Source organism: Streptomyces sp. NPDC088197 (genome assembly GCF_044741185.1).
GTDB lineage: Bacteria > Actinomycetota > Actinomycetes > Streptomycetales > Streptomycetaceae > Actinacidiphila.
The window spans coordinates 283117-303797 of sequence record NZ_JBIUSD010000006.1; the positions used below are offsets into that span (position 1 = coordinate 283117).

Here is a 20681-nt window from a genome sequence, read left to right on the forward strand (position 1 = left end):
GCGTCTTGCCGCCGCCGCGCACGGAACCGTACTGTCGAAGGAGTCCCGTACACCCCCTCTGAACAGGCGAAAGAGACCCATGGCACCGTTGCGCGCTGCGCTGTATCAGGGGCCGGGCGGCGTACCCGAGTCGGTGGACGCGGCGCTCGCCGGGTTCGAGGAGGCGGCTCGACGGGCCGCCGAGGGGGGAGCGCGGCTGCTGGTGACGGCCGAGCTGTCGCTGACCGGCTACGCGGTCGGCGACCGCCTCGCGGCGCTGGCCGAGGAGGCCGACGGACCGTCGGCGCGGCGGGTGGCGGAGATCGCCGCCCGGTACGGGATCGCCATCGTCTACGGCTACCCCGAGCGGGACGGTACGGCCGTGCACAACGCGGCGCGGCTGATCGGCCCGGACGGCGCCCCGCTCGCCAACTACCGCAAGGCGCACCTGTTCGGGGACTTCGAGCGGTCCGCCTTCACCGCCGGTGACACACCCGTCGTACAGGCCGACGTCGACGGCGTACGGATCGGGCTGCTGATCTGCTACGACGTGGAATTCCCCGAGGCGGTACGGGCGCACGCGCTCGGCGGCACCCAACTCCTCGTCGTGCCGACCGCGTTGATGCGGCCGTACGAATTCGTGCCGCACACCCTCGTCCCGGCCCGCGCGTACGAGAGCCAGCTGCACCTGGCGTACGCCAACCGCTGCGGGGCCGAGGGCGATTACCACTTCGCGGGGCTGAGCTGCCTCGTCGGACCGGACGGCGCGGTGCGCGCGCGGGCCGGGACCGGCGAGGAACTGGTCTTCGCCGATGTGGACCCGGCGCTGATCGACGCCGCACGCGCGGAGACGCCGTATCTGGCCGACCGCCGCCCGGAGTTGTACCGCGCGCTCGGCTGAGCCCGCGCGCCGGAGTGTCCCGCGAGCGCCCGTAACCCCCCTTTTCCCGCACGCCAGTTCAGCCAGGAGAGCCGCCCATGACGTCCGTGCCCACCGCGGTCCACGACGAGCAGCACGCCGAAGCCCAGGAGCAGCCGCCCGTCACCATGTTCGGGCCTGACTTCCCCTACGCCTACGACGACTTCCTGGCGCACCCGGCGGGCCTCGGCGCGGTGCCGCCCACCGAGCACGGCACGGAGGTCGCGGTGATGGGCGGCGGCCTGTCCGGCATCGTCACCGCGTACGAACTGATGAAGATGGGCCTCAAGCCCGTCGTCTACGAGGCGGACCAGATCGGCGGGCGGCTGCGCACGGTCGGCTTCGACGGCTGCGACCCCGGCCTCACCGCGGAGTTGGGCGCCATGCGCTTCCCGCCCTCGTCCACCGCCTTCCAGCACTACGTGGACCTGGTGGGCCTGGAGACCAAGCCGTTCCCCAACCCGCTCGCGCCCGGCACGCCTTCGACCGTCGTGGACCTCAAGGGCGAGTCGCACTACGCCACCTCGGTGGACGACCTTCCCGAGGTCTACCACCAGGTGATGCACGCCTGGAACGCGTGCCTGGAGGACGGCGCCGACTTCTCCGCGATGCAACGGGCCCTGCGCGAGCGGGACATCCCCGTGATCCGGGAGATCTGGTCGGCGCTGGTCGAGAAGCTGGACAACCAGACCTTCTACGGTTTCCTGTGCGACTCCCCGGCCTTCGCGTCCTTCCGGCACCGGGAGATCTTCGGGCAGGTCGGCTTCGGCACCGGCGGCTGGGACACCGACTTCCCCAACTCGATCCTGGAGATCCTGCGGGTCGTCTACACCGGCGCGGACGACGACCACCGCGGGATCGTCGGCGGCTCGCAGCAGCTCCCGCTGCGACTGTGGGAACGCGAGCCCGACAAGACCGTGCACTGGCCGAAGGGCACCTCGCTGCGCTCGCTGCACGCCGCCCGCGACGGCCGGCCGCGCCCGGCCGTGACCGGGCTGCACCGCACCGCGGGCAACCGGATCACCGTCACCGACGCGTCGGGGGACATCCGTACGTACCGCGCCGCCGTCTTCACCGCGCAGAGCTGGCTGCTGCTGTCCAAGATCGCCTGCGACGACTCGCTCTTCCCGATCGACCACTGGACGGCGATGGAGCGCACCCACTACATGGAGTCCAGCAAGCTCTTCGTGCCGGTGGACCGGCCGTTCTGGCTGGACAAGGACCCGCGCACCGGCCGCGACCTGATGTCGATGACGCTCACCGACCGGATGACCCGCGGCACGTACCTGCTGGACGACGGACCCGACCGGCCCGCCGCGATCTGCCTGTCGTACACCTGGTGCGACGACAGCCTCAAGTGGCTGCCGCTCAGCGCCCACGAGCGCATGGAGGTCATGCTGAAGTCGCTCGGCGAGATCTACCCGGGCGTCGACATCAGGAGGCACATCATCGGCAATCCGGTGACGGTCTCCTGGGAGAACGAGCCGTACTTCATGGGCGCGTTCAAGGCCAACCTGCCCGGCCACTACCGGTACCAGCGGCGGCTGTTCACCCACTTCATGCAGGACCGGCTGCCCGCCGACAAGCGCGGCATCTTCCTCGCGGGCGACGACATCTCCTGGACCGCGGGCTGGGCCGAGGGCGCCGTGCAAACCGCGCTCAACGCGGTGTGGGGTGTCATGCGGCACCTCGGCGGCGCGACCGACCCGCTGAATCCCGGTCCCGGCGACCGCTACGACGAGATCGCGCCGGTGCTGCTGCCGGAGGACTGACTACGGGGCCCGTACGTCAGCTGCGACGGCCCACCGGCGTGAGCAGGCAGCGGCCGATCAGGCCGACGCCCGCGTCCAGGCGGCGCACGCACTCCTCGTACGCGTCCGGCCTGTCGCGCAGCGCCCACAGCAGCCGGGCCGCCGCCCAGGCCGCGTCCCGCGCCCGGTCCAGGCTCCACGAACCCACGACGTGGGTCAGCGGATCGGCGAGTTCGAGCAGGTCGGGGCCAGGCATCAGCTCTTCGCGCACGCGCTCCTCGACGGCGGTCAGGATCTCGCCGACGCGGTCGAAGTCGGCGGCCAGGGCGGGGGGTTCACAGCCGGTGGCGCGGCAGGTGTCGACCACCGCCAGGGGAAGGTCGTGGCCGACATGGGCGTTGACGCCCGCCAGCGCGAACTGGAGCGGGTGGATGTCGCGGTGGGCGCGCATACGGAGCAGGGGCCGCCAGGACGCCGGCGCTTGCCTTCCCCCGGCGTCGTCCTCGACGGCCTTGAGGTAGCGGTTCGCGAACCGCACCGCCAACCGGCCCGCCGTCTCGGCGTCCTCGAAACCGTTCGCGGCCAACTGCCGCCCCACCGCGCGTGTCACCTCCACGTACACGGCGTTGAACACGCCCAGTCCGTCGCGGCGGCCCCCCACCCGCCGCATCCGCCCCACCACCGAGGCGACATCCTCGTCCGTCGTCCGCATCCCCCCACCCTCCCGGCCCGCTCCACCCCCGCGCCCGCGGCGCGACCGGTTTCACCGCCCGCACCACCCGTGCGGATCAGAGTTCGCCGGCGGGCGCGCCTGTGCGGGTGCGGCGCCGGACGCGCCGCTTAGAGGGCGCCCGCCGCGGCGGCGGACCAGACGGTGGGGTGGAGGGGGCGGAAGCCCAGCTCGTGGTGGATGCGGAGGGGGGAGGAGATGCCCTCCCAGGGGTCGGCGAGGGGGCGGTCGGCCATACCGGCAGGCACCTCGGCCCCGTTGATCCAGTGGATGTCGAGGGCGGTGACCGGCGCGTCGTCGGTGATGTTGTAGATCCGCCCGGCCACACCGGGGGCGTACAGGACGCGCAGGAGGCCCTGGGCGACATCGGCGTGGTGGACCATGGACATCCGGCGGTGGGCGGGCCAGTCCCGGGCCCACCGCAGCGCCTGCGGCAGGTGCGGATCGCCTTCGCCGTAGACGAAGGAGAGCCGCCCGACGCGCACGTCGACCCCGCTGTCGCGGCCGAGGGCGAGCAGCCCGACCTCGGCCTCGCGCTTGGCGGCGGGATAGGCGCCCCACAGGGAGGCGCCGGGCAGCGTCTCGTCGTCCTCGACGGCCGGTCGGCCACGGCCCGCGCCGTACACCAAGGTGGTGCTGACCTGCACGAAACGGCCCACGCCCGCGTCGGCGGCGGCGCGGCCGAGGTCGAGCGCGGCGTCGCGGTTGACGGCCCACGCCTCCTCGTCGGGGACACCGCGGAAGGCGGCGGCGATGTTGAGCACGGCGTCGGCGCCCGACACGGCCTCGCGGACGTCGTCGGCGTCACGCAGCTCGCCGACCACCGCCTCCGCGCCGAGCCGGGTGAAGGGCTCCGCGCGCGCCTCGTCGCGTACCAGGACGCGTACGGTGTCGGCGGTCCCCGCCCGTTGCAGCAGGCGGGGTACGAACCGGCGTCCGACCTGTCCCGTCGCGCCGGTGACCAGGATCTTCATGGGGTGCTCCTCGTGGTGCGGACCTGCGGCGGGACCCGGTGTTCCGCCGCTGTCTCCCACCCTGCGCGGCCCGGAGCGCGGGCGGCAGAGACCTCTCTATCCGGGGAGTGGCACTCCCTGGATAGCCGCGCCGCGCGGACGCATGCTGGAAGGGTGAACCGACCCGAGCTCGCCGACTTCCTGCGCCGCTGCCGCACCCGCCTCGCCCCCGCCGACGTGGGCCTGGCCGAGGGGGTCAGGCGCCGCACGCCGGGGCTGCGCCGCGAGGAGGTCGCCCAGCTCGCCGGGATGTCGGCGGACTACTACACGCGGCTCGAACAGTCCCGAGCGGGACCACCTGTTCCACCTGTCGGGGGAGGAGCCGCCGCGCGAGGCGGGCGGCAGCGGGCACGTCAGGCCGGGGCTGCTGCTGGTCCTCGACCGGCTGCACGACACGCCCGCGCAGGTGGTGAGCGACTTCGGCGACGTCCTCGCGCAGAACGCGATGGCCGCGGCCCTGCTCGGCGACGTGTCGGCGCGGCCGCCCGCGCTGCGCAATGTCGTACGGCGGATGTTCACCGACCCCTCCGCCCGCGCGCTGTTCCCCGAGGAGGACCACGAGACGCTGGCCCGTCACCATGTGGCGAATCTGCGCGCCGTGCTCGCGGCCCGCCCCGACGACCCGCGCCCGGCCGCGCTCGTCGCCGAACTGCGGGCGCAGAGCCCGCAGTTCGCCCGGATGTGGGACGACCACGAGGTCGCGGTGCGCCGCTCGGACACCAAGCGCTTCCGCCATCCGGTCGTCGGGGAGCTGGAGTTGGACTGCGAGGTGCTGCTCAGCCCCGAGCACGACCAGCGGCTGATCGTCTACACCGCGCGCCCCGGCAGCGCCGCGTACGAGCGGCTGCGGCTGCTCAAGGTGGTCGGCCTCCAGGACCTGGCCGTCGGCTGAAACGGTCCCCGGACCGTCGTCCCCGGCGCGCCGCGGAATGTGACTGTCACGGCCCAACTCCCTTCGTACGTACGGGCGATGGCGCCTACGTAAGGGGTATGGAGGCGCGCCTGTGCCATGGCGTATTCCCGCGGCATGATTTGCCCCCGGGTATGCCCAACAGTGAGTGAAGGGCCGCTAACGTGAAGACACGGTCCGGCGGGCACGAATCCCCCGTGCGTGCCCGCCGGACCTTCGATTCCCCGGGATTCCCAGGGGTTTCCCGGACGTTCCGGACCGTGCCGCCGCCCCGCCTGCCGAGTGCCCCGTCGACGTGTTCGCCGTAAGGGGAGGGCCGAGTGGGACCGTACGGCCTCGCCCGGCCGTCCCCTTACCGGATCAGTCGGCTGCGGCGGCGACCCCCGGCGCGGGCGCGGGGGAGGAGCCGGTGACCGTTTTGCCCGCGGCCGGGCGGACGACGCCCGCGCCCACCACCAGGCCGAGGGTGAGGACGGTGACCAGCGTGAAGGAGACCGTCAGCGAGGTGGCCCCGGCGATACCGCCGATCGCGGCCGGGGCGACCAGGCCCGAGGTGTACGTGACGGTGGCGACGCCCGCGATGGCCTGGCTCGGATTGGGGCCGCTGCGCCCGGCGGCGGCGAAGCACAGCGGCACGACCACGGATATCCCGATGCCGAGCAGTGCGAAGCCCGCGATGGCGGGCAGCGGCGAGTGCGAGAGCACCACCAGCAGACCGCCGAGGGTGGCGAGCACCCCGCCCGACCGCAGCGTCCGTACCGCGCCCAGCCGCCGTACCGCGAAGTCGCCGAAGAGCCGGGTGACCGCCATCGTGCAGGAGAACGCGGTGTACGCGACCGCCGCGATGCCGGGTGAGGCCCCGGCGACATCGCGCAGGTAGACCGCGCACCAGTCGGAGCTGCCGCCCTCCGCGAACACCCCGCAGAAGCCGATCGCCCCGATCACGAGCGCCGTGCGCGGCGGCAGGGCGAAGCGCGGCGGCGCGGCCTGGTCCGCGTCCGGCCGGATGTCGGGCACTCCGGCGCAGATCAGATAACTCGTCACCAGCAGCGCTGCGGCCATCGCGCCCAGATGGATCCTGCCGTCGAGCCCCGCGTGCGCCGCGGGCACGCCGATCGCCGCGCCCACCAGGGTGCCGACGCTCCACATGCCGTGCAGCCCCGACATGATCGACTTGCCCTTGCGGTGCTCCACCTCGATGCCGATCGCGTTCATGACGACATCCGCCATGCCCGCGCTGGCCCCGAAGGCGAGCAGTGCCAGGCACAGCCACGGCAGGCCCGGCATGACCGCGGGCAGCGCCAGTACGGCCGTCCACATCCCGAGCAGGACGCGCAGCGCGGTACGGGAGCCGAGGCGGTGCATCAGCCGCCCCGCCAGCGGCATCATCAGCGACGAGCCGATCGCGGGACAGGCCAGCGCCAGACCGAGAGCGCCGGGGCTCAGGGACAGATGGTCCTTGATCCACGGGATACGGGTGGCGAAGGTGCCGCTCGCCGCGCCGTGGACGGCGAACGCGATGGCGATGGCCATATGGGCCCGGCGGATCCGGGACGGAGCCGTCTTGTCGTCGGCGGCGGCGGTTTTCATGCGGCGTAAACTATCAGGAAGGCTCCCTGAAAGTTAAGGGGTCATCGGCCGCCAGGAGACCGGGTTGCCGGGCCGACGGCTCAACGGGTTCACGGGCTCGATCAGTCCGCGCTCCCGTCGGGCACCCGCTCCGGGAAGCCGTACGGCGTACGGGCCCACCGCCCCGGTCTGGAAGGATCCCCGCATGACCGTCACCCGCGCGCTTCCGGGCCGCAACGCGTCACCGCGCACCGCCCGCGCCATCAACGACCGCCTCGCCCTGCGCCTCCTCCAGCAGGAAGGCCCGCTCACCGCGGGGCAGTTGAAGGAACTCACCGGAATGTCCCGGCCGAGCGTCGCCGACCTCGTCGAGCGGCTCCAGGACTCCGGACTGATCGAGGTGGTCGGCGAGGCGGGCGAGGACAGACGCGGGCCCAACGCGCGGGTGTACGGCATCGTCGCCGACCGGGCGTACGTCGCCGGACTCGACATCCGCGTCGAGAGCATCGGCGTGGAGATCGCCGACCTCCTCGGCCGCACCGTCGCCCGCGCCGACCTGCACGTCCCGGACGGGGCCGACCCGGCCGGGACCGTGGCCGAGGGCGTGGCCCTGCTGCGCCGCGCCATCCGCACCGCGGGCGCCACCGAACTCCACACCGTCGCCTGCGGCGCGCCCGGCCTCGTCGACCCGGAGACCGGACGGCTGCGCGCCGCCAACGCGCTGCGCTCCTGGCACGCGGACCTGGTCGACGAGATCCGCTCCCGGCTCGGCGTGCCCGTGCTGCTGGAGAACGAGGTCAACCTCGCCGCCGTCGCGGAACAGCGCGTGGGCGCCGCGCGGAACGACGACACCTTCGTCCTGCTCTGGATCGGCGGGGGAGTCGGCGCCGCCGTCGTCCTCGACGGCAAACTGCGCCGCGGCGCGTCGGGCGGAGCCGGCGAGGTCGGCTTCCTCCCGCTGCTCGGCACCCCTGAACTGCCGACCGCCACCGACTGCGACAACGGCTACCACGGGCTGGTCGGCAGCCGCGCCGTCTGCGCGCTCGCCCGCGAGCACGGAATCCCCGTCGGGGGCGCCGACGAGGCCGAGGGGGCCGCGGCGGCCGTCACCGCCGCGCTCGCCGGAGGCGCCGCCACCGAAGGCTTCCTCGCTGAGCTGTCCACGCGGATCGCCGTCGGGGCCGCCGCCATCTGCGCCGTGCTCGACCCCGGACGGGTCGTCCTCGCCGGTGAGGTCGCCCAGGCCGGAGGGGCCGCCCTGGCCGAACGCGTCGCCGAGTGCCTCGGACGCATCTCGCCGCTGCCGACCGTCGTACGGGCCAGCGCCGTGCACGGCGGCGCCGTCCTGCGCGGGGCCGTGGTCACCGCCACCGACGCGGCCCAGGAGGAGCTGTTCGCCCCCGCGGTGTGAGGCAGGGCACACGGACGCCCTGGAGGCCGCGGGGGTGTGCGTGGCACACTGGTGCCGTACCAGTGACGTTTGCGCACTCCGGGGTCGGTGTAATTCCGAACCGGCGGTTACAGTCCGCGACCCGTCCGCAGCCAGCGGCCGGTTGACCAGGTGAAATTCCTGGACCGACGGTGAAAGTCCGGATGGGAGGCAGTGCGCGGCGGGCGTTCACTCGGGTACGCCGCCGTCAGCGGCCCCGCGCGCACAGCGCGAGCGGTCCGCGGCCGTCACCGGCGTACGCGATGGTTCGGTTTCCCCGCTCAGCATCCCAACGCCCCGGAGTCCGTGCCCGAAGAGGCAGGAGGACCCGGTGGCCACCGCCACGGAAACCGACGCGATGCGACGCGCTGTCGCGCTGTCGGCCCGCGCGCTCGGAGACACCGCCCCCAACCCGGTCGTCGGCTGCGTGATCCTCGACGCCGAGGGCGCCCGGGTCGGCGAGGGCTGGCACCAGCGGGCCGGCGGCCCGCACGCGGAAGTGCACGCGCTGTTCGCGGCCGGTGAGCGGGCCAGGGGCGGCACCGCCCTGGTCACGCTCGAACCCTGTAACCACACCGGCCGTACCGGCCCCTGCGCCCAGGCGCTCATCGAGGCCGGGATCGTCCGCGTGGTCTACGCGGTCGCCGACCCCAACCCGTCGGCCTCCGGCGGCGCCGCCACCCTGCGCGCGGCGGGCGTCGAGGTCGAGGGCGGACTCCTGCGGGACGAGGCGGAGGCGGTCAACGTCGCCTGGCTCACCTCGGTCCGCCTCGGCCGCCCGTACGTGCGCTGGAAGTACGCCGCCACCCTCGACGGCCGGATCGCCGCGGCCGACGGTTCGAGCCGCTGGATCAGCTCCGCCGAGTCCCGCGCCGACGTGCACCGGCTGCGCGCGGAGTCCGACGCCGTCGTGGTCGGCTCCGGCACCCTGCGGGCCGACGACCCCCATCTGGCCGTACGCGGTATCGACGGGGTGACCCAGCCGCTGCGCGTCGTGGTCGACACCCGGGCCCGTACCACCGCCGACGCCCGCGTGCTGGACGACGCGGCGCCGACCCTCATCGCCGTCGGCGAGGACGCCGACACCTCCCACCTGCCGGGCGTCGACACCGTACGCCTGCCGTACGCCAGGACCGAGGACGGTACGGAGGGCGGCGGCGTCGACGTGGCCGCGCTCCTGGCCGCACTGCACACGCGCGGGGTGCGCTCGGTACTGCTGGAGGGCGGGCCGACGCTGGCCGGGGCGTTCGTCGCCGCCGGAGCCGTCGACGCGGTCACCGCGTACCTGGCGCCCGCGCTGCTCGGCGCCGGGCCCAACGTGCTCGGCGACGCAGGAATCACCACCATCGCGCAGACGTTGCGGCTCGACGTGACCGATGTCGCCCGCCTCGGGCCCGACGTGCGCGTCACGGCCGTACCGGCCGTGTCCCACTCCTCCCACTCTCCTCAGGAGCGCTGAAGTGTTCACCGGAATCGTCGAAGAACTGGGTGAGATCACCGGCGTCGAGGACCTGGGCGACGCCAGCCGCTTCCGGGTCCGCGGACCCGTCGTGACCGAAGGCGCCAAACACGGCGACTCCATCGCCGTCAACGGCGTCTGCCTGACCGTGGTCGACTTCGGCGAGGACGACTTCACCGCCGACGTGATGGCCGAGACGCTGAACCGCTCCAGCCTCGGCGCGCTCGGCCCCGGCTCGCGGGTCAACCTGGAGCGTCCGATGGCACTGGGCGGGCGGCTCGGCGGCCACCTCGTCCAGGGCCATGTGGACGGCACCGGCGAGGTCGTCGAGCGCAAGCCCGCCGAGCACTGGGAGATCGTCAAGATCTCGCTCCCCGACGACCTGTCCCGCTATGTGGTCGAGAAGGGCTCCATCACCGTCGACGGCATCAGCCTGACCGTGGTGGAGGCGGGCGCCGACTTCTTCACCGTCAGCCTCATCCCGACCACCCTCGCGCTGACCACGCTCGGCCTCAAGCAGCCCGGCGACCCGGTCAACCTCGAAGTGGACGTCATCGCCAAGTACGTCGAGCGGATGCTGGGCGAGCGCGCGGCCGTCACCGGGCAGGATCCGGAACCGGAGGCCGTGAAGTGAGCGCCCTGCACTGGCTGAACAGCGAGGCGTTCACCGCCTTCGACCAGCACGTGATGTGGTCGGACATGATCGGCAATCTGCTCGGTCTCGGCGCGCTGGCGCTGGGCTGGCGGCGCGCGATGCTCACCTGGCCGGTCCAACTGCTCTCCGGTGCCGTGCTGGTGGCCGCCTTCTGGGCCGCGCACCTCGGCGGCGGCGTCGGCAAGCAGTTCGTGGTGATCACCGTCGCCGTGTGGGGCTGGTACCAGTGGCGGCGCGGCCGGGACGGCAGCGGACGGCTCGCGGTCCGCTTCGCCACCTGGCGCGAGCGCGCGGTGCTCGTCGTCGCCACCGGGCTCGGCACCGTGGCCGTCGCCTCGCTCTTCCTCGCCTACCCGTCGCTGTCCTGGAACCCGTGGCCCGACGCGTACATCTTCGTCGGGACGCTGGCGGCGATGGTCGCCCAGGCGCGCGGCTGGGTCGAGTTCTGGTTCGCCTGGCTGGCGGTCGACGCCGTCGGCGTACCGCTCAACTTCCACAGCGGGCTGCCGTTCTCGGGCCTGGTCTACATCATCTACTTCTTCCTGGTGATCGTCGGGATGTACGCCTGGTGGCAGCAGACCAGGGCCGCCGCGGCCACCACCGCTTCCGACGCAGCCGCTTCCGACTCCACCTCGCAGAACACCGTTCCGGAGGGAGTGACGGCATGAACGCCGTGACCGCACTGCACAACGACTGGTACGAGGACGGTGACCTGGTGCTCGACCCGGTCGAACAGGCCATCGCCGACATCGCCGCGGGCCGCCCGGTCGTGGTGGTGGACGACGAGGACCGGGAGAACGAGGGCGACCTCGTCGTGGCCGCGCAGAAGGTCACGCCCGAGATCGTCGCCTTCATGATGACCGAGTGCCGCGGGCTGATCTGCGTACCGCTGGAGGCCCCCGACCTCGACCGGCTCGACCTGCCGCAGATGGTCGACGCCAACACCGAGTCGATGCGCACCGCCTTCACCGTCACGGTCGACGCGAGCGCCGAGCACGGCGTCACCACCGGCATCTCGGCCGCCGACCGGGCCGCCACGATACGGCTGCTGGCCGACCCCGCCTCGCGGGCCACCGACTTCGTCCGGCCGGGACACGTCTTCCCGCTGCGCGCCAGGCCCGGCGGCGTCCTGGTCCGCAACGGCCACACCGAGGCGGGCGTGGACCTGGCCCGGCTCGCCGGACTGCACCCGGCCGCCGCCATCGTGGAGATCGCCCGCGAGGACGGCACGATGGCCCGGCTGCCCGAACTGGTGCCCTTCGCCCGCAAGCACGGCCTGTCGATCATCTCCATCGAGGACCTGATCGCGTACCGCCGCTCGTCGGAGCCCACCGTCCGCCGCGAGGCCGAGACCACGCTGCCCACCGCCTTCGGCGACTTCCGTGCCTTCGGCTACCGCTCCACCACCGACGGCGTCGAGCACATCGCGCTGGTCGCGGGCGACATCGGCGACGGCACCGACGTCCTGGTCCGGGTGCACTCCGAGTGCCTGACCGGTGACGTCTTCGGCTCGCAGCGCTGCGACTGCGGCCCGCAGCTCCAGACCGCGCTGCGCAAGGTCGCCGAGGAGGGCCGGGGCGTGGTGCTGTACCTGCGCGGCCACGAGGGCCGGGGCATCGGCCTGATGTCCAAGCTGCGCGCGTACGAACTCCAGGAGCGCGGCCGGGACACCCTGGACGCCAACCTCGAACTCGGCCTGCCCGCCGACGCCCGCGACTACGGCGCCGCCGCGCAGATCCTCACCGACCTCGGGGTCGGCTCGCTGCGGCTGATGACCAACAACCCGGCCAAGACCGGCGCGTTGGTCCGGCACGGCCTCGACGTCCTCGGCAGGGAACCCATGCCGGTCGCCGCCGGGGAGCACAATCTGCGCTATCTGCGGACCAAGCGGGACCGGATGGGTCACGACCTGCCGTGGCTCGACGCGGGCCAGAGCACCACCTGCGCCAACCAGTAGCCCGGCCGGGCCGGCGGGACCGCGCGTCCGAAGCGCGTCCCGAGCGCGTCCCGACGACGTTCCGAGCACGTCCTGAGCATGTCCTGACCACATCCTGACCGCGTCCTGATACGGACGATTGCCATGAGACACCTGATGGCCTTGATACGGGCGATCAGCTTGATACAACCGGCACGACAGCACATCGAGCACCGAGGAGAGAAGTGAGCGGTAAGGGCGCCCCCGAGCTGACCGTGAAGAACTGCGGCGACCTGCGTGTGGCCGTGATCGCGGCGCAGTGGCACACCCAGGTGATGGACGGCCTGGTCGACGGGGCGATGCGCGCCCTGCACGACCTCGGCATCGACGAGCCGACGCTGCTGCGCGTGCCCGGCAGCTTCGAACTGCCCGTGGTCGCCAAGGTGCTGGCCGGCCGCGGCTACGACGCGATCGTGGCGCTCGGCGTCATCATCCGCGGCGGAACCCCGCACTTCGAGTACGTCTCCCACGGCGTCACCGCCGGGCTGACCCAGGTCGCCGTGGACAGCGGCGTGCCCGTCGGCTTCGGCGTCCTCACCTGCGACACCGAGGAGCAGGCGCTCGACCGCGCCGGACTGCCGGGCTCGAATGAGGACAAGGGGCACGAAGCGGTCACCGCGGCTGTCGCCACGGCCACCATCCTGCGCTCGGTCTCCGAACCCTGGCGCTGAGCAGGCGGCGGTTCCCCGTAGGCTAGGGCCCACCATGGCCAACAAGACATTCGAGCAGCTCTTCACCGAGTTGCGGCACAAGGCCGCCACCGGCGACCCCAGCACGTCCCGCACCGCCGAGCTGGTGGGCAAGGGCGTGCACGCGATCGGCAAGAAGGTGGTCGAAGAGGCCGCCGAGGTGTGGATGGCCGCCGAGTACGAGGGCGCCGACGCCACCGCCGAGGAAATCTCCCAACTGCTGTACCACGTTCAGGTGATGATGGTCGCCCGGGGTATCTCCCTCGACGACGTCTACGCCCATCTCTGAGCGCGTACGCGACCCGTACGCGCTCAGAGACAGCCGGCCACCACCCCTGCCACCCGTACCGCTGTCACCCGTACCGCTCCACAGCCCTGCCCACGAGCCGAGACTCTCTTCAGAGAAGGAAACCGTCCTCATGCTGCGCATCGCCGTCCCCAACAAGGGCTCATTGTCCGGACCCGCGGCGGCCATGCTCCATGAGGCCGGTTACCGGCAGCGCAAGGAGTCCAAGGAGCTCGTGCTGGTCGACCGGGACAACGAGGTGGAGTTCTTCTACCTGCGCCCGCGCGACATCGCGATCTACGTCAGCACCGGCCGCCTCGACATCGGCATCACCGGCCGGGACCTGCTGCTGGACTCCGGCGCGGTCGCCGAGGAGATCCTCCAGCTCGGCTTCGCCCGCTCCACCTTCCGCTACGCCGCCGAGCCCGGCACCGCCGACACCGTCCAGGACCTCAACGGCAAGACGGTGGCGACCTCGTACGAGGTCGTCGTCGAGAAGCACCTCGCGGACAACGGCATCGAGGCGTCCGTCGTCCACCTCGACGGCGCCGTCGAGACCGCCATCCAGCTCGGTGTCGCGCACGCCATCGCCGACGTGGTGGAGACCGGCACCTCGCTGCGGAACGCCGGGCTCGAAGCCTTCGGCGAACCCATCATGGAGTCCGAGGCCGTGGTGATCCGGCGCACCGGGGCCGACCCGGACGAGCCCAAGGTCCGGCAGTTCCTGCGCCGCCTCCAGGGCGTCCTGGTCGCCAGGCGCTACGTGATGATGGACTACGACATCCGCGTCGAGCAGGTCGAGAAGGCCGTCGCCCTCACCCCGGGCCTGGAGTCGCCGACCGTCTCCCCGCTGCACCACGAGGGCTGGGTCGCGGTCCGCGCCATGGTCCCGACCAGCGACGCCCAGCGGATCATGGACGAGCTGTACGACCTGGGCGCCCGCGCGATCCTGACCACCGGCATCCACGCCGCGCGGCTGTGACCGGCGCCGAGGACCGTACGCGGGCGGCGCTCGACGGGCTGCCGCGTACCTTCCGCCCCGTCGTCACCCGCGTGGTGCTGCTGTCCCTGGGCGCCGCGCTGGTGGTGGCGCTCACCGTCGTCGCGCTGATGATGCCGCACGACGGCGCCGGGCCCTGGAGCACCGGCGACCGGATCACCGTGATCATGATGGGCGTGCTGATCGCCGCGGTGCTCGCGCTGCTCAGCCGCCCCAAGGTGACGGTGACGGCCGACGGCGTGACCGTGGTGAATCTCACGGTGAAGCGGCGGCTGGCGTGGGCCGAGGTGGTGCGGGTCAATCTGCGGCCGGGCGACGCCTGGGTCCACCTCGACCTCGCCGACGGCACGACGCTGCCCGTGATGGGCATCCAGCCCGGTATCGCCAAGGAGCAGGCGCTGCACGACGCCAGGCTGCTGCGCTCGCTGGTGGAGACGCTGGGCGAGGCGCAGGGCACGACGTCCGCCGGCCACTGAGCGCGCGGCGGTGCGCGCCGCCCCACGCGTCCGCGGGCGCTCCGTCCACGGACCGGGTCGCGAAGCGGCCCGCGATCCGTCCGTGACCTTTCCGCGAACCCGTCCGTGAACCCTTCCGCGAACCCGGCCCCCGCCGTCCTTCGCGGGCGCGGCACCAATGGCTACTCTGGGGGACGAACGGCGCCCACCGCGCTTGCCCCGCACCCCTGGAGCACCGCCCGCGGGGCCCCGACCAACCAAGGAGTGACACTCACACCCCGATGGACGAACCGTCCGGTAGTACCTGCGCCGCCCCTCCCTCCCGGGAATCCGGAGCGGCGGCCTCATGAGCACCTCACTGCTGCTGCTCGCGGCAGCCCTCGTCCTGATCCTTGCCAACGGCTTCTTCGTCGCCGCCGAATTCGGCCTGGTGACCGTGGAGCGCCCCGCGGCCGAACGCGCCGCCGCGGCCGGTGACCGCCGGGCCCGCAGTGTCGTGGCCGCCCTGCGCAAACTCTCCTTCCAGCTCTCCGGCACCCAGCTCGGCATCACCATCACCTCGCTGGTCGTCGGCATGCTGGCGGAACCCGCACTCGCCGACCTGCTGACCGGCCCGCTGACCTCGGCCGGCGTCCCGGACGGCGCCGCCCCCGGCGTCGCCGTCGTCGTCGGCATGATGGTCGCCTCCGCCGTCCAGATGGTGATCGGCGAACTCGTCCCCAAGAACTGGGCGGTCTCCCGCCCGCTGGCTGTCGCCCGTGTGGTGGCCGGACCGCAGCGCGCCTTCTCGCGGGTCTTCCGGCCCGTCATCGAGGTGCTGAACACCGCCGCCAACCGGCTGGTGCGGCTGGTCGGCGTCGAGCCCGCCGACGAGCTGGCGTCCGCCCGCACCCCCACGGAACTGGTCTCCCTGGCCCGGCACTCGGCGCTCGCCGGGACGCTGGAGCAGGACACCGCCGACCTCTTCGTGCGCACCCTGTCGCTCGGCGACCTCATCGCGGAGAACGTGATGACGCCCCGCGTCCGGGTCAGCGCGCTGGAGGACACCGCCACCGCCGCCGACGTGCTCAATCTGACCAGGGCCACCGGCCTGTCCCGCTTCCCGGTCTACCGGGAGCGGCTGGACGACATCATCGGCATGGTCCACCTCAAGGACGCCCTCGCCGTCCCCGCCGAGCGGCGCGACCGCGTCCCCGCGGGGACCATCGCGGTCGCCCCGCTGCTCGTCCCGGAGACCCTGCCGGGCCAGCAGCTCCTGGAGCTGCTGCGCAGCCAGCAGCCGATCGCCGTGGTCGTCGACGAGTACGGCGGCACCGCCGGGGTCGTCACGCTGGAGGACATCGTCGAGGAACTGGTCGGCGAGGTGCGCGACGAGCACGACGCCGCCGACCTGCCCGAACTGGCGCAGGTCCCGGCCGCCGAGGCCGACGGTCCCGCCTGGGACGCCGACGGAAGCTGCCGGATCGACACCCTGGCCAGAATCGGCCTGCTCGCCCCCGAGGGACCCTACGAGACGGTCGCCGGCCTCGTCGCCGACCTGCTCACCCGGATCCCCGAACCGGGCGACGAGGCCGAACTGCCCGGCTGGCGGCTGCTGGTCCGCGAGGTCACCCACCACCGGGCCGAACGCGTACGGATCGTGCGTACGGATCGCGTGGCGGGGGAGGCGACCTCGTGATGAGCGCTCTCCAACTCCTGTTTGCCGTCCTGCTGGTGCTCGGCAACGGCTTCTTCGTCGGCGCGGAATTCGCCCTGGTCTCGGTCCGCCGCAGCCAGATCGAACCGCTCGCCGCCGAACAGCGCAGGGCCCGTACCGTGCTGTACGGCCTCGAACACCTCCCGCAGATGATGGCCGCCGCCCAGTTCGGCATCACCGTCTGCTCGTTGACCCTCGGCGCGGTCGCGGAACCGACCGTCGCGCACCTGCTGGAACCGATCTTCGAAGCGGTGCGCGTCCCCGAGGACTTCGTGCACCCGATCGGATACGTCCTGGCGCTGGCCGTCGTGGTCTTCCTGCACCTGGTGATCGGCGAGATGGTGCCGAAGAACCTGGCGATGGCCGCGCCGGAGAAGACCGCGCTGTGGCTGAGCCCGGGTCTGGTCGGCTTCGCCAGGGTGTTCCGCCCGGTGATCTCGGTGCTCGGCACCTGCTCCCGGCTGATCCTGCGGGCCTTCGGCGTGGAGCCCAAGGACGAGGTCGACTCCGTGTTCACCAGCGCGCAGCTGACCGTGCTGGTCGAGGACGCCCGGCAGGCCGGGCTGCTCGACATCGACGAGCAGGAACGCCTGGAGGACGCGCTGGAGCTGGGCACCCGCCCGGTCACCGAAGTGCTGCTCACCCCGGCGGAGTTGATCACCCTCGACCCGGCCGCCACCCCGCGGCAGGTCGAGGAGCTGACGGTGCGCACCGGGTACTCGCGGTTCCCGATCGCGGGCGCGGGCGCGGACTTCCTCGGCTACCTCCACGTCAAGGACGTCCTCGACGTGGACGACCTCGACCGGCCCGTGCCGCAGCGGCTCTGGCGGCCGATCACCACCCTGCGGGCCGACCTGCCGCTGGACGACGCGCTCACCGCGATGCGGCGCGCCGCCTCGCACCTGGCCGCCGTCGCCGACGCCTCGGGGCGGGTCCTCGGCCTGGTCGCGCTGGAGGACGTCCTCGAAATGCTCGTCGGCGAGGTGAAGGACCCCGCCCACCGCGCGCCTTCCCCCGCCCGGGAGGTGCCCGTCCCGCACGCCGCGGAGGATTCCGGCGAACTGGTCCGTTAGGCGGTGCCCGGAAGGGGCGTGCGGAACCGCTGAAGACGCGGTCCGCACGCCCCTTCCGGATCTCGTCCCGGCGGCCCGGTACTACTCGACCGGGTCGGTCGGGGTCGCTCCGGGCCCGCGCCCGGAGAGGACTTCGCCGTACGCCTGCATGAGATCGGGCAGGCGCAGGGTGGACAATTCGTCGCGGCTCGGTGAGGCCGGGTACTCGGACAGCCGCAGGTCCCGGTAGGCGCAGCTCTTCTCGTACAGGGTGCGCAGCAGCCGTCCGTTGCCCAACTCGTCGATCCAGCCCTGGTCCACCACGTGGCCCGCGATGGCCTTCAGCTCCTCCAGCGCCTCCTCGTCCCAGCGGTCGCCGTTCTCCGCGGCGAGGACTTCACCGATCCGGGTGAGTTCCAGCGGCCGGTAGCTGGGGAAGTCGACGCGGGTGGTGAAGCGGGAGCTGAGTCCGGGGTTGGCGGCCAGCAGCCGGTCCATCCCCTCGGGGTAACCCGCGAGGATGACCACGAGCCGGTCGCGGTTGTCCTCGGCGCGCTTGAGCAGCACCTGAAGCGCCTCGTCGCCGTACGCGTCGCCCTTGCTGTAGCCGGAGTTGGACAGCGCGTACGCCTCGTCCACGAAGAGCACGCCGCCGAGCGCGGAGTCGATCAGCTCATTGGCCTTCACCGCGGTCTGGCCGAGGAACTCGCCGACCAGATCGGAGCGTTGGGCCTCCACCAGGTGGTCGCCGCCGAGCAGTCCGAGCGCGTAGAAGACCCGGCCGAGGATGCGGGCGACGGTGGTCTTGCCGGTGCCGGAGGGCCCGGAGAAGACGAAGTGCCGTTTCGGCGGCTGCACCGGCAGGCCCTGCCCGGCCCGCAGCCGGGCCATCCGCAACTGCGCGGACAGCGCCTTGACCTGGCGCTTGACCGGCTCCAGACCGACCATCCTGTCCAGTTCCGCCAGCGCCTGGGTGAGCAGCACCGGGTCGGAGCCGCCCATCGGGACCTGCACCGGCAGCGCGCCGCCGAGCGGGGCGGCGGACCGGTCGCGTACGTCGTCGTCCAGCGGGCCCGCGGACAGCAGCGACTCGTCGGGCTCCGGTCCCGGACCGCGGCCCTCGCCGGGGTCGGCCAGCAGCGCGGACTCCATGTCGGCGCCGCCCTCCGGCATCGCCTGCCCGGTCCCGGCCAGCGATACGGCCGCCAGCCCCACGCCCTCGTCGAGGCCGTCGTCGGTCTCGTGGATCGCGGCCAGCCGGGCGGAGGTGTCCATGAAGGCGGGATCGACGCGGTGCACCGCCCGGTAGAGCGGCACGGCCGCCGCCGTACGCCCGGTGCCCTCGTACGCGCGGGCCAGCCAGTAGCGCAACTCCTTGCGCTGCGGCTGCTCGCTGCGGCAGCGCATCAAGGCGGCGGCCAGCAGCGGCTCGGCCTGGCCGCACATCTCCAGCCTGACCCTGGCCATGCCGCCGAACAGCCCGGCCTCGATGCCGAGTACGGGATCGCCCAGCAGCGGCTCGGTGTGCCGGACCAGCCGCTCCCAGTCCTTGACGAGATAGGCGCGGCAGGCGTGCAGGAAGCGGACCTGCGGGTCGGTGTCGACCGGCGGGCAGTCCGCCAGAGCCCGGTCCAGCTCGGCGACATGGCGGCCGTCCAGCCAGTGCGAGGCGTGCGCCAGCAGCAGGTCGCGGCTGGTCTCCAGCACCGGCTGCACCCACCAGCCCAGCCAGTACCAGGAGTTGAGGGTCCTGCGGTGGGCGGCCCGCTGCTCGCCGAAGCGGTCGCGGTGCCGGTACATCTGGAGCAGCGCGGTGGCGGTGTCGGCGCGCAGCGCGTGCAGCCCGAGCCAGGCGTCCGCCATGCCGGGGTCGATCCGGACCGCGGTCCTGAACTCCTCCTCGGCCTGGACGTAGGCGCCCATCGTGTACGCGTCGACGCCGCGCAGCCAGGCGAGATCGGCCGGGGCGCCCGGACGCTCGGTGCCGAAGTCCATCAAGTCCCCACCAATCGTTCCCCCGCGCCGCACTGTCGCCCGCTGTCCCAACCCGTGCGCACCGGGCGGGAGTTGGGACAGGCGACAGTCCACCCCCGGCTGCCGGTCCGCCCTTTTCGCATCGTACCCGCGATGTCCCGCGGGCCGTAGGGTGCCGTGACCTGCGGGACAGCGGGAATCCGCGCGAGCGCGGGGAACACGGCCCCGACGTACGGCCGTCGGGCGGTGACCGTGAGTGAGAAAAACCGGCTCTCGACGGGCCGATTCCGGCCCGGAGACAGGGCAGAGCCCCCGGTCACGGGGGAACAACCGGGGGCTCCGCGTCTTGTCAACGGCCGTCTCCGGCCGCTTGTTGAAAACGTAAGTGCTGGATACCCGGCCGGTCAAGCGGTGTTGACGGACGTGTGCCCGGCGGCGGGGGAGTGGCGGCGGGCTGCCGCCGAGCCGTCACTCCCGGTGATCGCGGGCGGGGTTCGGGACGGCCCGGCAGCCGTCGGCGTCGTCGGTCTGGCGCACCAGAAGGTCGGCGAAGGGGCGGGACGGATCGGCGGCGAAATGCGCGTCCTCCGCGCGAGTCCAGCCGGTCCAGAAACGCGCCAGTTCCGGTCCGTCGCGCAGCAGTCCGCGCTGCCGCGCGGTCGCCGGGGGCACCTCCAGCCACAGCAGCAACGCCAGATACGGGCGCAGCGCTTGCCGCCCGCTGCCGACGCCGTCCAGCAGCACGACCGGCGCGGCCGGGATCTCCCGCTCGCCCGCGAAACGGCGCGCCGTCCAGTCGTACACCTGGTGCCGGGCGGCCCTTCCCTCGCTCAGCGGCGTCAGCACCTGTTCGACCAGGCGGCCGGTCCACTCGAACGGCTCCTCGTGCGTGGCCAGGTCGTCCAGATGGACGACGGGCGCGCAGCCCAGCTCCGCCGCCAGCCGCCCGGCCAGCGTGCTCTTGCCCGAGCCCGCGTGCCCGTCCACGGCGATCAGCCGCGTCCGCCCGCAGGACGGCTCCGCCCCGTCGAGCAGCCGCCCCAGCTCCCGTACCGTCAGTCCGTTCACCCCCCGACCTTACGGCGGGCCCCGCCCGGCGGCCCGCGCGCCGTCGCGTGTCCGGGGGCTCGGGGCCGCTGA

General features: G+C 72.9%; 18 protein-coding genes, 1 pseudogene and 1 riboswitch. Of the genes and pseudogenes, 14 read left to right on the forward strand and 5 right to left on the reverse strand.

The window, feature by feature from the left end; all coding sequences use genetic code 11:
* Positions 1-79 precede the first annotated feature (79 nt).
* Both ACIOC1_RS17595 and ACIOC1_RS17600 read left to right on the forward strand, forming a co-directional pair.
* Entirely contained in the window at positions 80-880 is an 801-nt protein-coding gene (locus ACIOC1_RS17595) for a carbon-nitrogen hydrolase family protein (protein ID WP_401855155.1), read from the forward strand.
* 77 nt (positions 881-957) lie between these two features.
* Complete coding sequence (locus ACIOC1_RS17600) at positions 958-2670, forward strand: flavin monoamine oxidase family protein (RefSeq protein ID WP_401855158.1); 1713 nt, start codon at positions 958-960, stop codon at positions 2668-2670.
* A 16-nt stretch (positions 2671-2686) separates the two neighbouring features.
* On the opposite strand, the gene ACIOC1_RS17605 is transcribed toward ACIOC1_RS17600, so the two are convergent.
* On the reverse strand, positions 2687-3361 hold the full coding sequence (locus tag ACIOC1_RS17605; protein WP_401855160.1) for a DUF5995 family protein: 675 nt from the start codon (positions 3359-3361) through the stop codon (positions 2687-2689).
* A 128-nt stretch (positions 3362-3489) separates the two neighbouring features.
* Positions 3490-4353 (reverse strand): NAD-dependent epimerase/dehydratase family protein, encoded by an 864-nt coding sequence (locus ACIOC1_RS17610; RefSeq protein ID WP_401855162.1) that lies wholly within the window; start codon positions 4351-4353, stop codon positions 3490-3492.
* A 153-nt stretch (positions 4354-4506) separates the two neighbouring features.
* Here ACIOC1_RS17610 and ACIOC1_RS17615 point away from each other — a divergent pair.
* Positions 4507-5284: pseudogene (locus ACIOC1_RS17615) on the forward strand (helix-turn-helix domain-containing protein).
* Positions 5285-5662: 378 nt separating this feature from the next.
* Here the strand turns inward: ACIOC1_RS17615 and ACIOC1_RS17620 are convergent.
* Complete coding sequence (locus ACIOC1_RS17620; protein ID WP_401855165.1) at positions 5663-6892, reverse strand: MFS transporter; 1230 nt, start codon at positions 6890-6892, stop codon at positions 5663-5665.
* Between the two features lie 184 nt (positions 6893-7076).
* On the opposite strand from ACIOC1_RS17620, the gene ACIOC1_RS17625 reads away from it, so the two are divergent.
* The 11 genes from ACIOC1_RS17625 (at position 7077) to ACIOC1_RS17675 (ending at position 17588) form a co-directional block, all read left to right on the forward strand.
* On the forward strand, positions 7077-8282 hold the full coding sequence (locus ACIOC1_RS17625; RefSeq protein WP_355347079.1) for an ROK family transcriptional regulator: 1206 nt from the start codon (positions 7077-7079) through the stop codon (positions 8280-8282).
* Between the two features lie 69 nt (positions 8283-8351).
* Positions 8352-8482, forward strand: a riboswitch (FMN riboswitch).
* Positions 8483-8631: 149 nt separating this feature from the next.
* Entirely contained in the window at positions 8632-9759 is a 1128-nt protein-coding gene (gene ribD / locus ACIOC1_RS17630) for a bifunctional diaminohydroxyphosphoribosylaminopyrimidine deaminase/5-amino-6-(5-phosphoribosylamino)uracil reductase RibD (RefSeq protein WP_401855168.1), read from the forward strand.
* Between the two features lies 1 nt (position 9760).
* Entirely contained in the window at positions 9761-10393 is a 633-nt protein-coding gene (locus tag ACIOC1_RS17635; RefSeq protein ID WP_355347085.1) for a riboflavin synthase, read from the forward strand.
* Entirely contained in the window at positions 10390-11082 is a 693-nt protein-coding gene (locus ACIOC1_RS17640) for a nicotinamide riboside transporter PnuC (RefSeq protein ID WP_188279813.1), read from the forward strand. The genes ACIOC1_RS17635 and ACIOC1_RS17640 overlap by 4 nt, the downstream gene beginning before the upstream one ends.
* Complete coding sequence (locus ACIOC1_RS17645; protein WP_391160747.1) at positions 11079-12371, forward strand: bifunctional 3,4-dihydroxy-2-butanone-4-phosphate synthase/GTP cyclohydrolase II; 1293 nt, start codon at positions 11079-11081, stop codon at positions 12369-12371. Before ACIOC1_RS17640 ends, ACIOC1_RS17645 begins: the two co-directional genes overlap by 4 nt.
* A 203-nt stretch (positions 12372-12574) precedes the next feature.
* Entirely contained in the window at positions 12575-13060 is a 486-nt protein-coding gene (gene ribH, locus ACIOC1_RS17650) for a 6,7-dimethyl-8-ribityllumazine synthase (RefSeq protein WP_188279812.1), read from the forward strand.
* A gap of 34 nt (positions 13061-13094) precedes the next feature.
* Entirely contained in the window at positions 13095-13367 is a 273-nt protein-coding gene (locus ACIOC1_RS17655) for a phosphoribosyl-ATP diphosphatase (RefSeq protein WP_188279811.1), read from the forward strand.
* Between the two features lie 130 nt (positions 13368-13497).
* Entirely contained in the window at positions 13498-14346 is an 849-nt protein-coding gene (gene hisG / locus ACIOC1_RS17660; protein ID WP_355347093.1) for an ATP phosphoribosyltransferase, read from the forward strand.
* Positions 14343-14840 (forward strand): PH domain-containing protein, encoded by a 498-nt coding sequence (locus ACIOC1_RS17665; protein WP_355347096.1) that lies wholly within the window; start codon positions 14343-14345, stop codon positions 14838-14840. The genes hisG and ACIOC1_RS17665 overlap by 4 nt, the downstream gene beginning before the upstream one ends.
* 325 nt (positions 14841-15165) lie before the next feature.
* Entirely contained in the window at positions 15166-16497 is a 1332-nt protein-coding gene (locus ACIOC1_RS17670) for a hemolysin family protein (RefSeq protein ID WP_355347099.1), read from the forward strand.
* Positions 16497-17588: a hemolysin family protein gene (locus ACIOC1_RS17675; protein ID WP_355347102.1), complete on the forward strand. Its 1092-nt coding sequence runs from the start codon at positions 16497-16499 to the stop codon at positions 17586-17588. The genes ACIOC1_RS17670 and ACIOC1_RS17675 overlap by 1 nt, the downstream gene beginning before the upstream one ends.
* An 81-nt stretch (positions 17589-17669) precedes the next feature.
* On the opposite strand, the gene ACIOC1_RS17680 is transcribed toward ACIOC1_RS17675, so the two are convergent.
* Positions 17670-19562, reverse strand: coding sequence for an AAA family ATPase (locus tag ACIOC1_RS17680; RefSeq protein WP_391125940.1), 1893 nt, complete (start codon positions 19560-19562; stop codon positions 17670-17672).
* A 447-nt stretch (positions 19563-20009) separates the two neighbouring features.
* On the reverse strand, positions 20010-20609 hold the full coding sequence (locus ACIOC1_RS17685; protein WP_401855174.1) for a uridine kinase: 600 nt from the start codon (positions 20607-20609) through the stop codon (positions 20010-20012).
* Between the last annotated feature and the right edge of the window lie 72 nt (positions 20610-20681).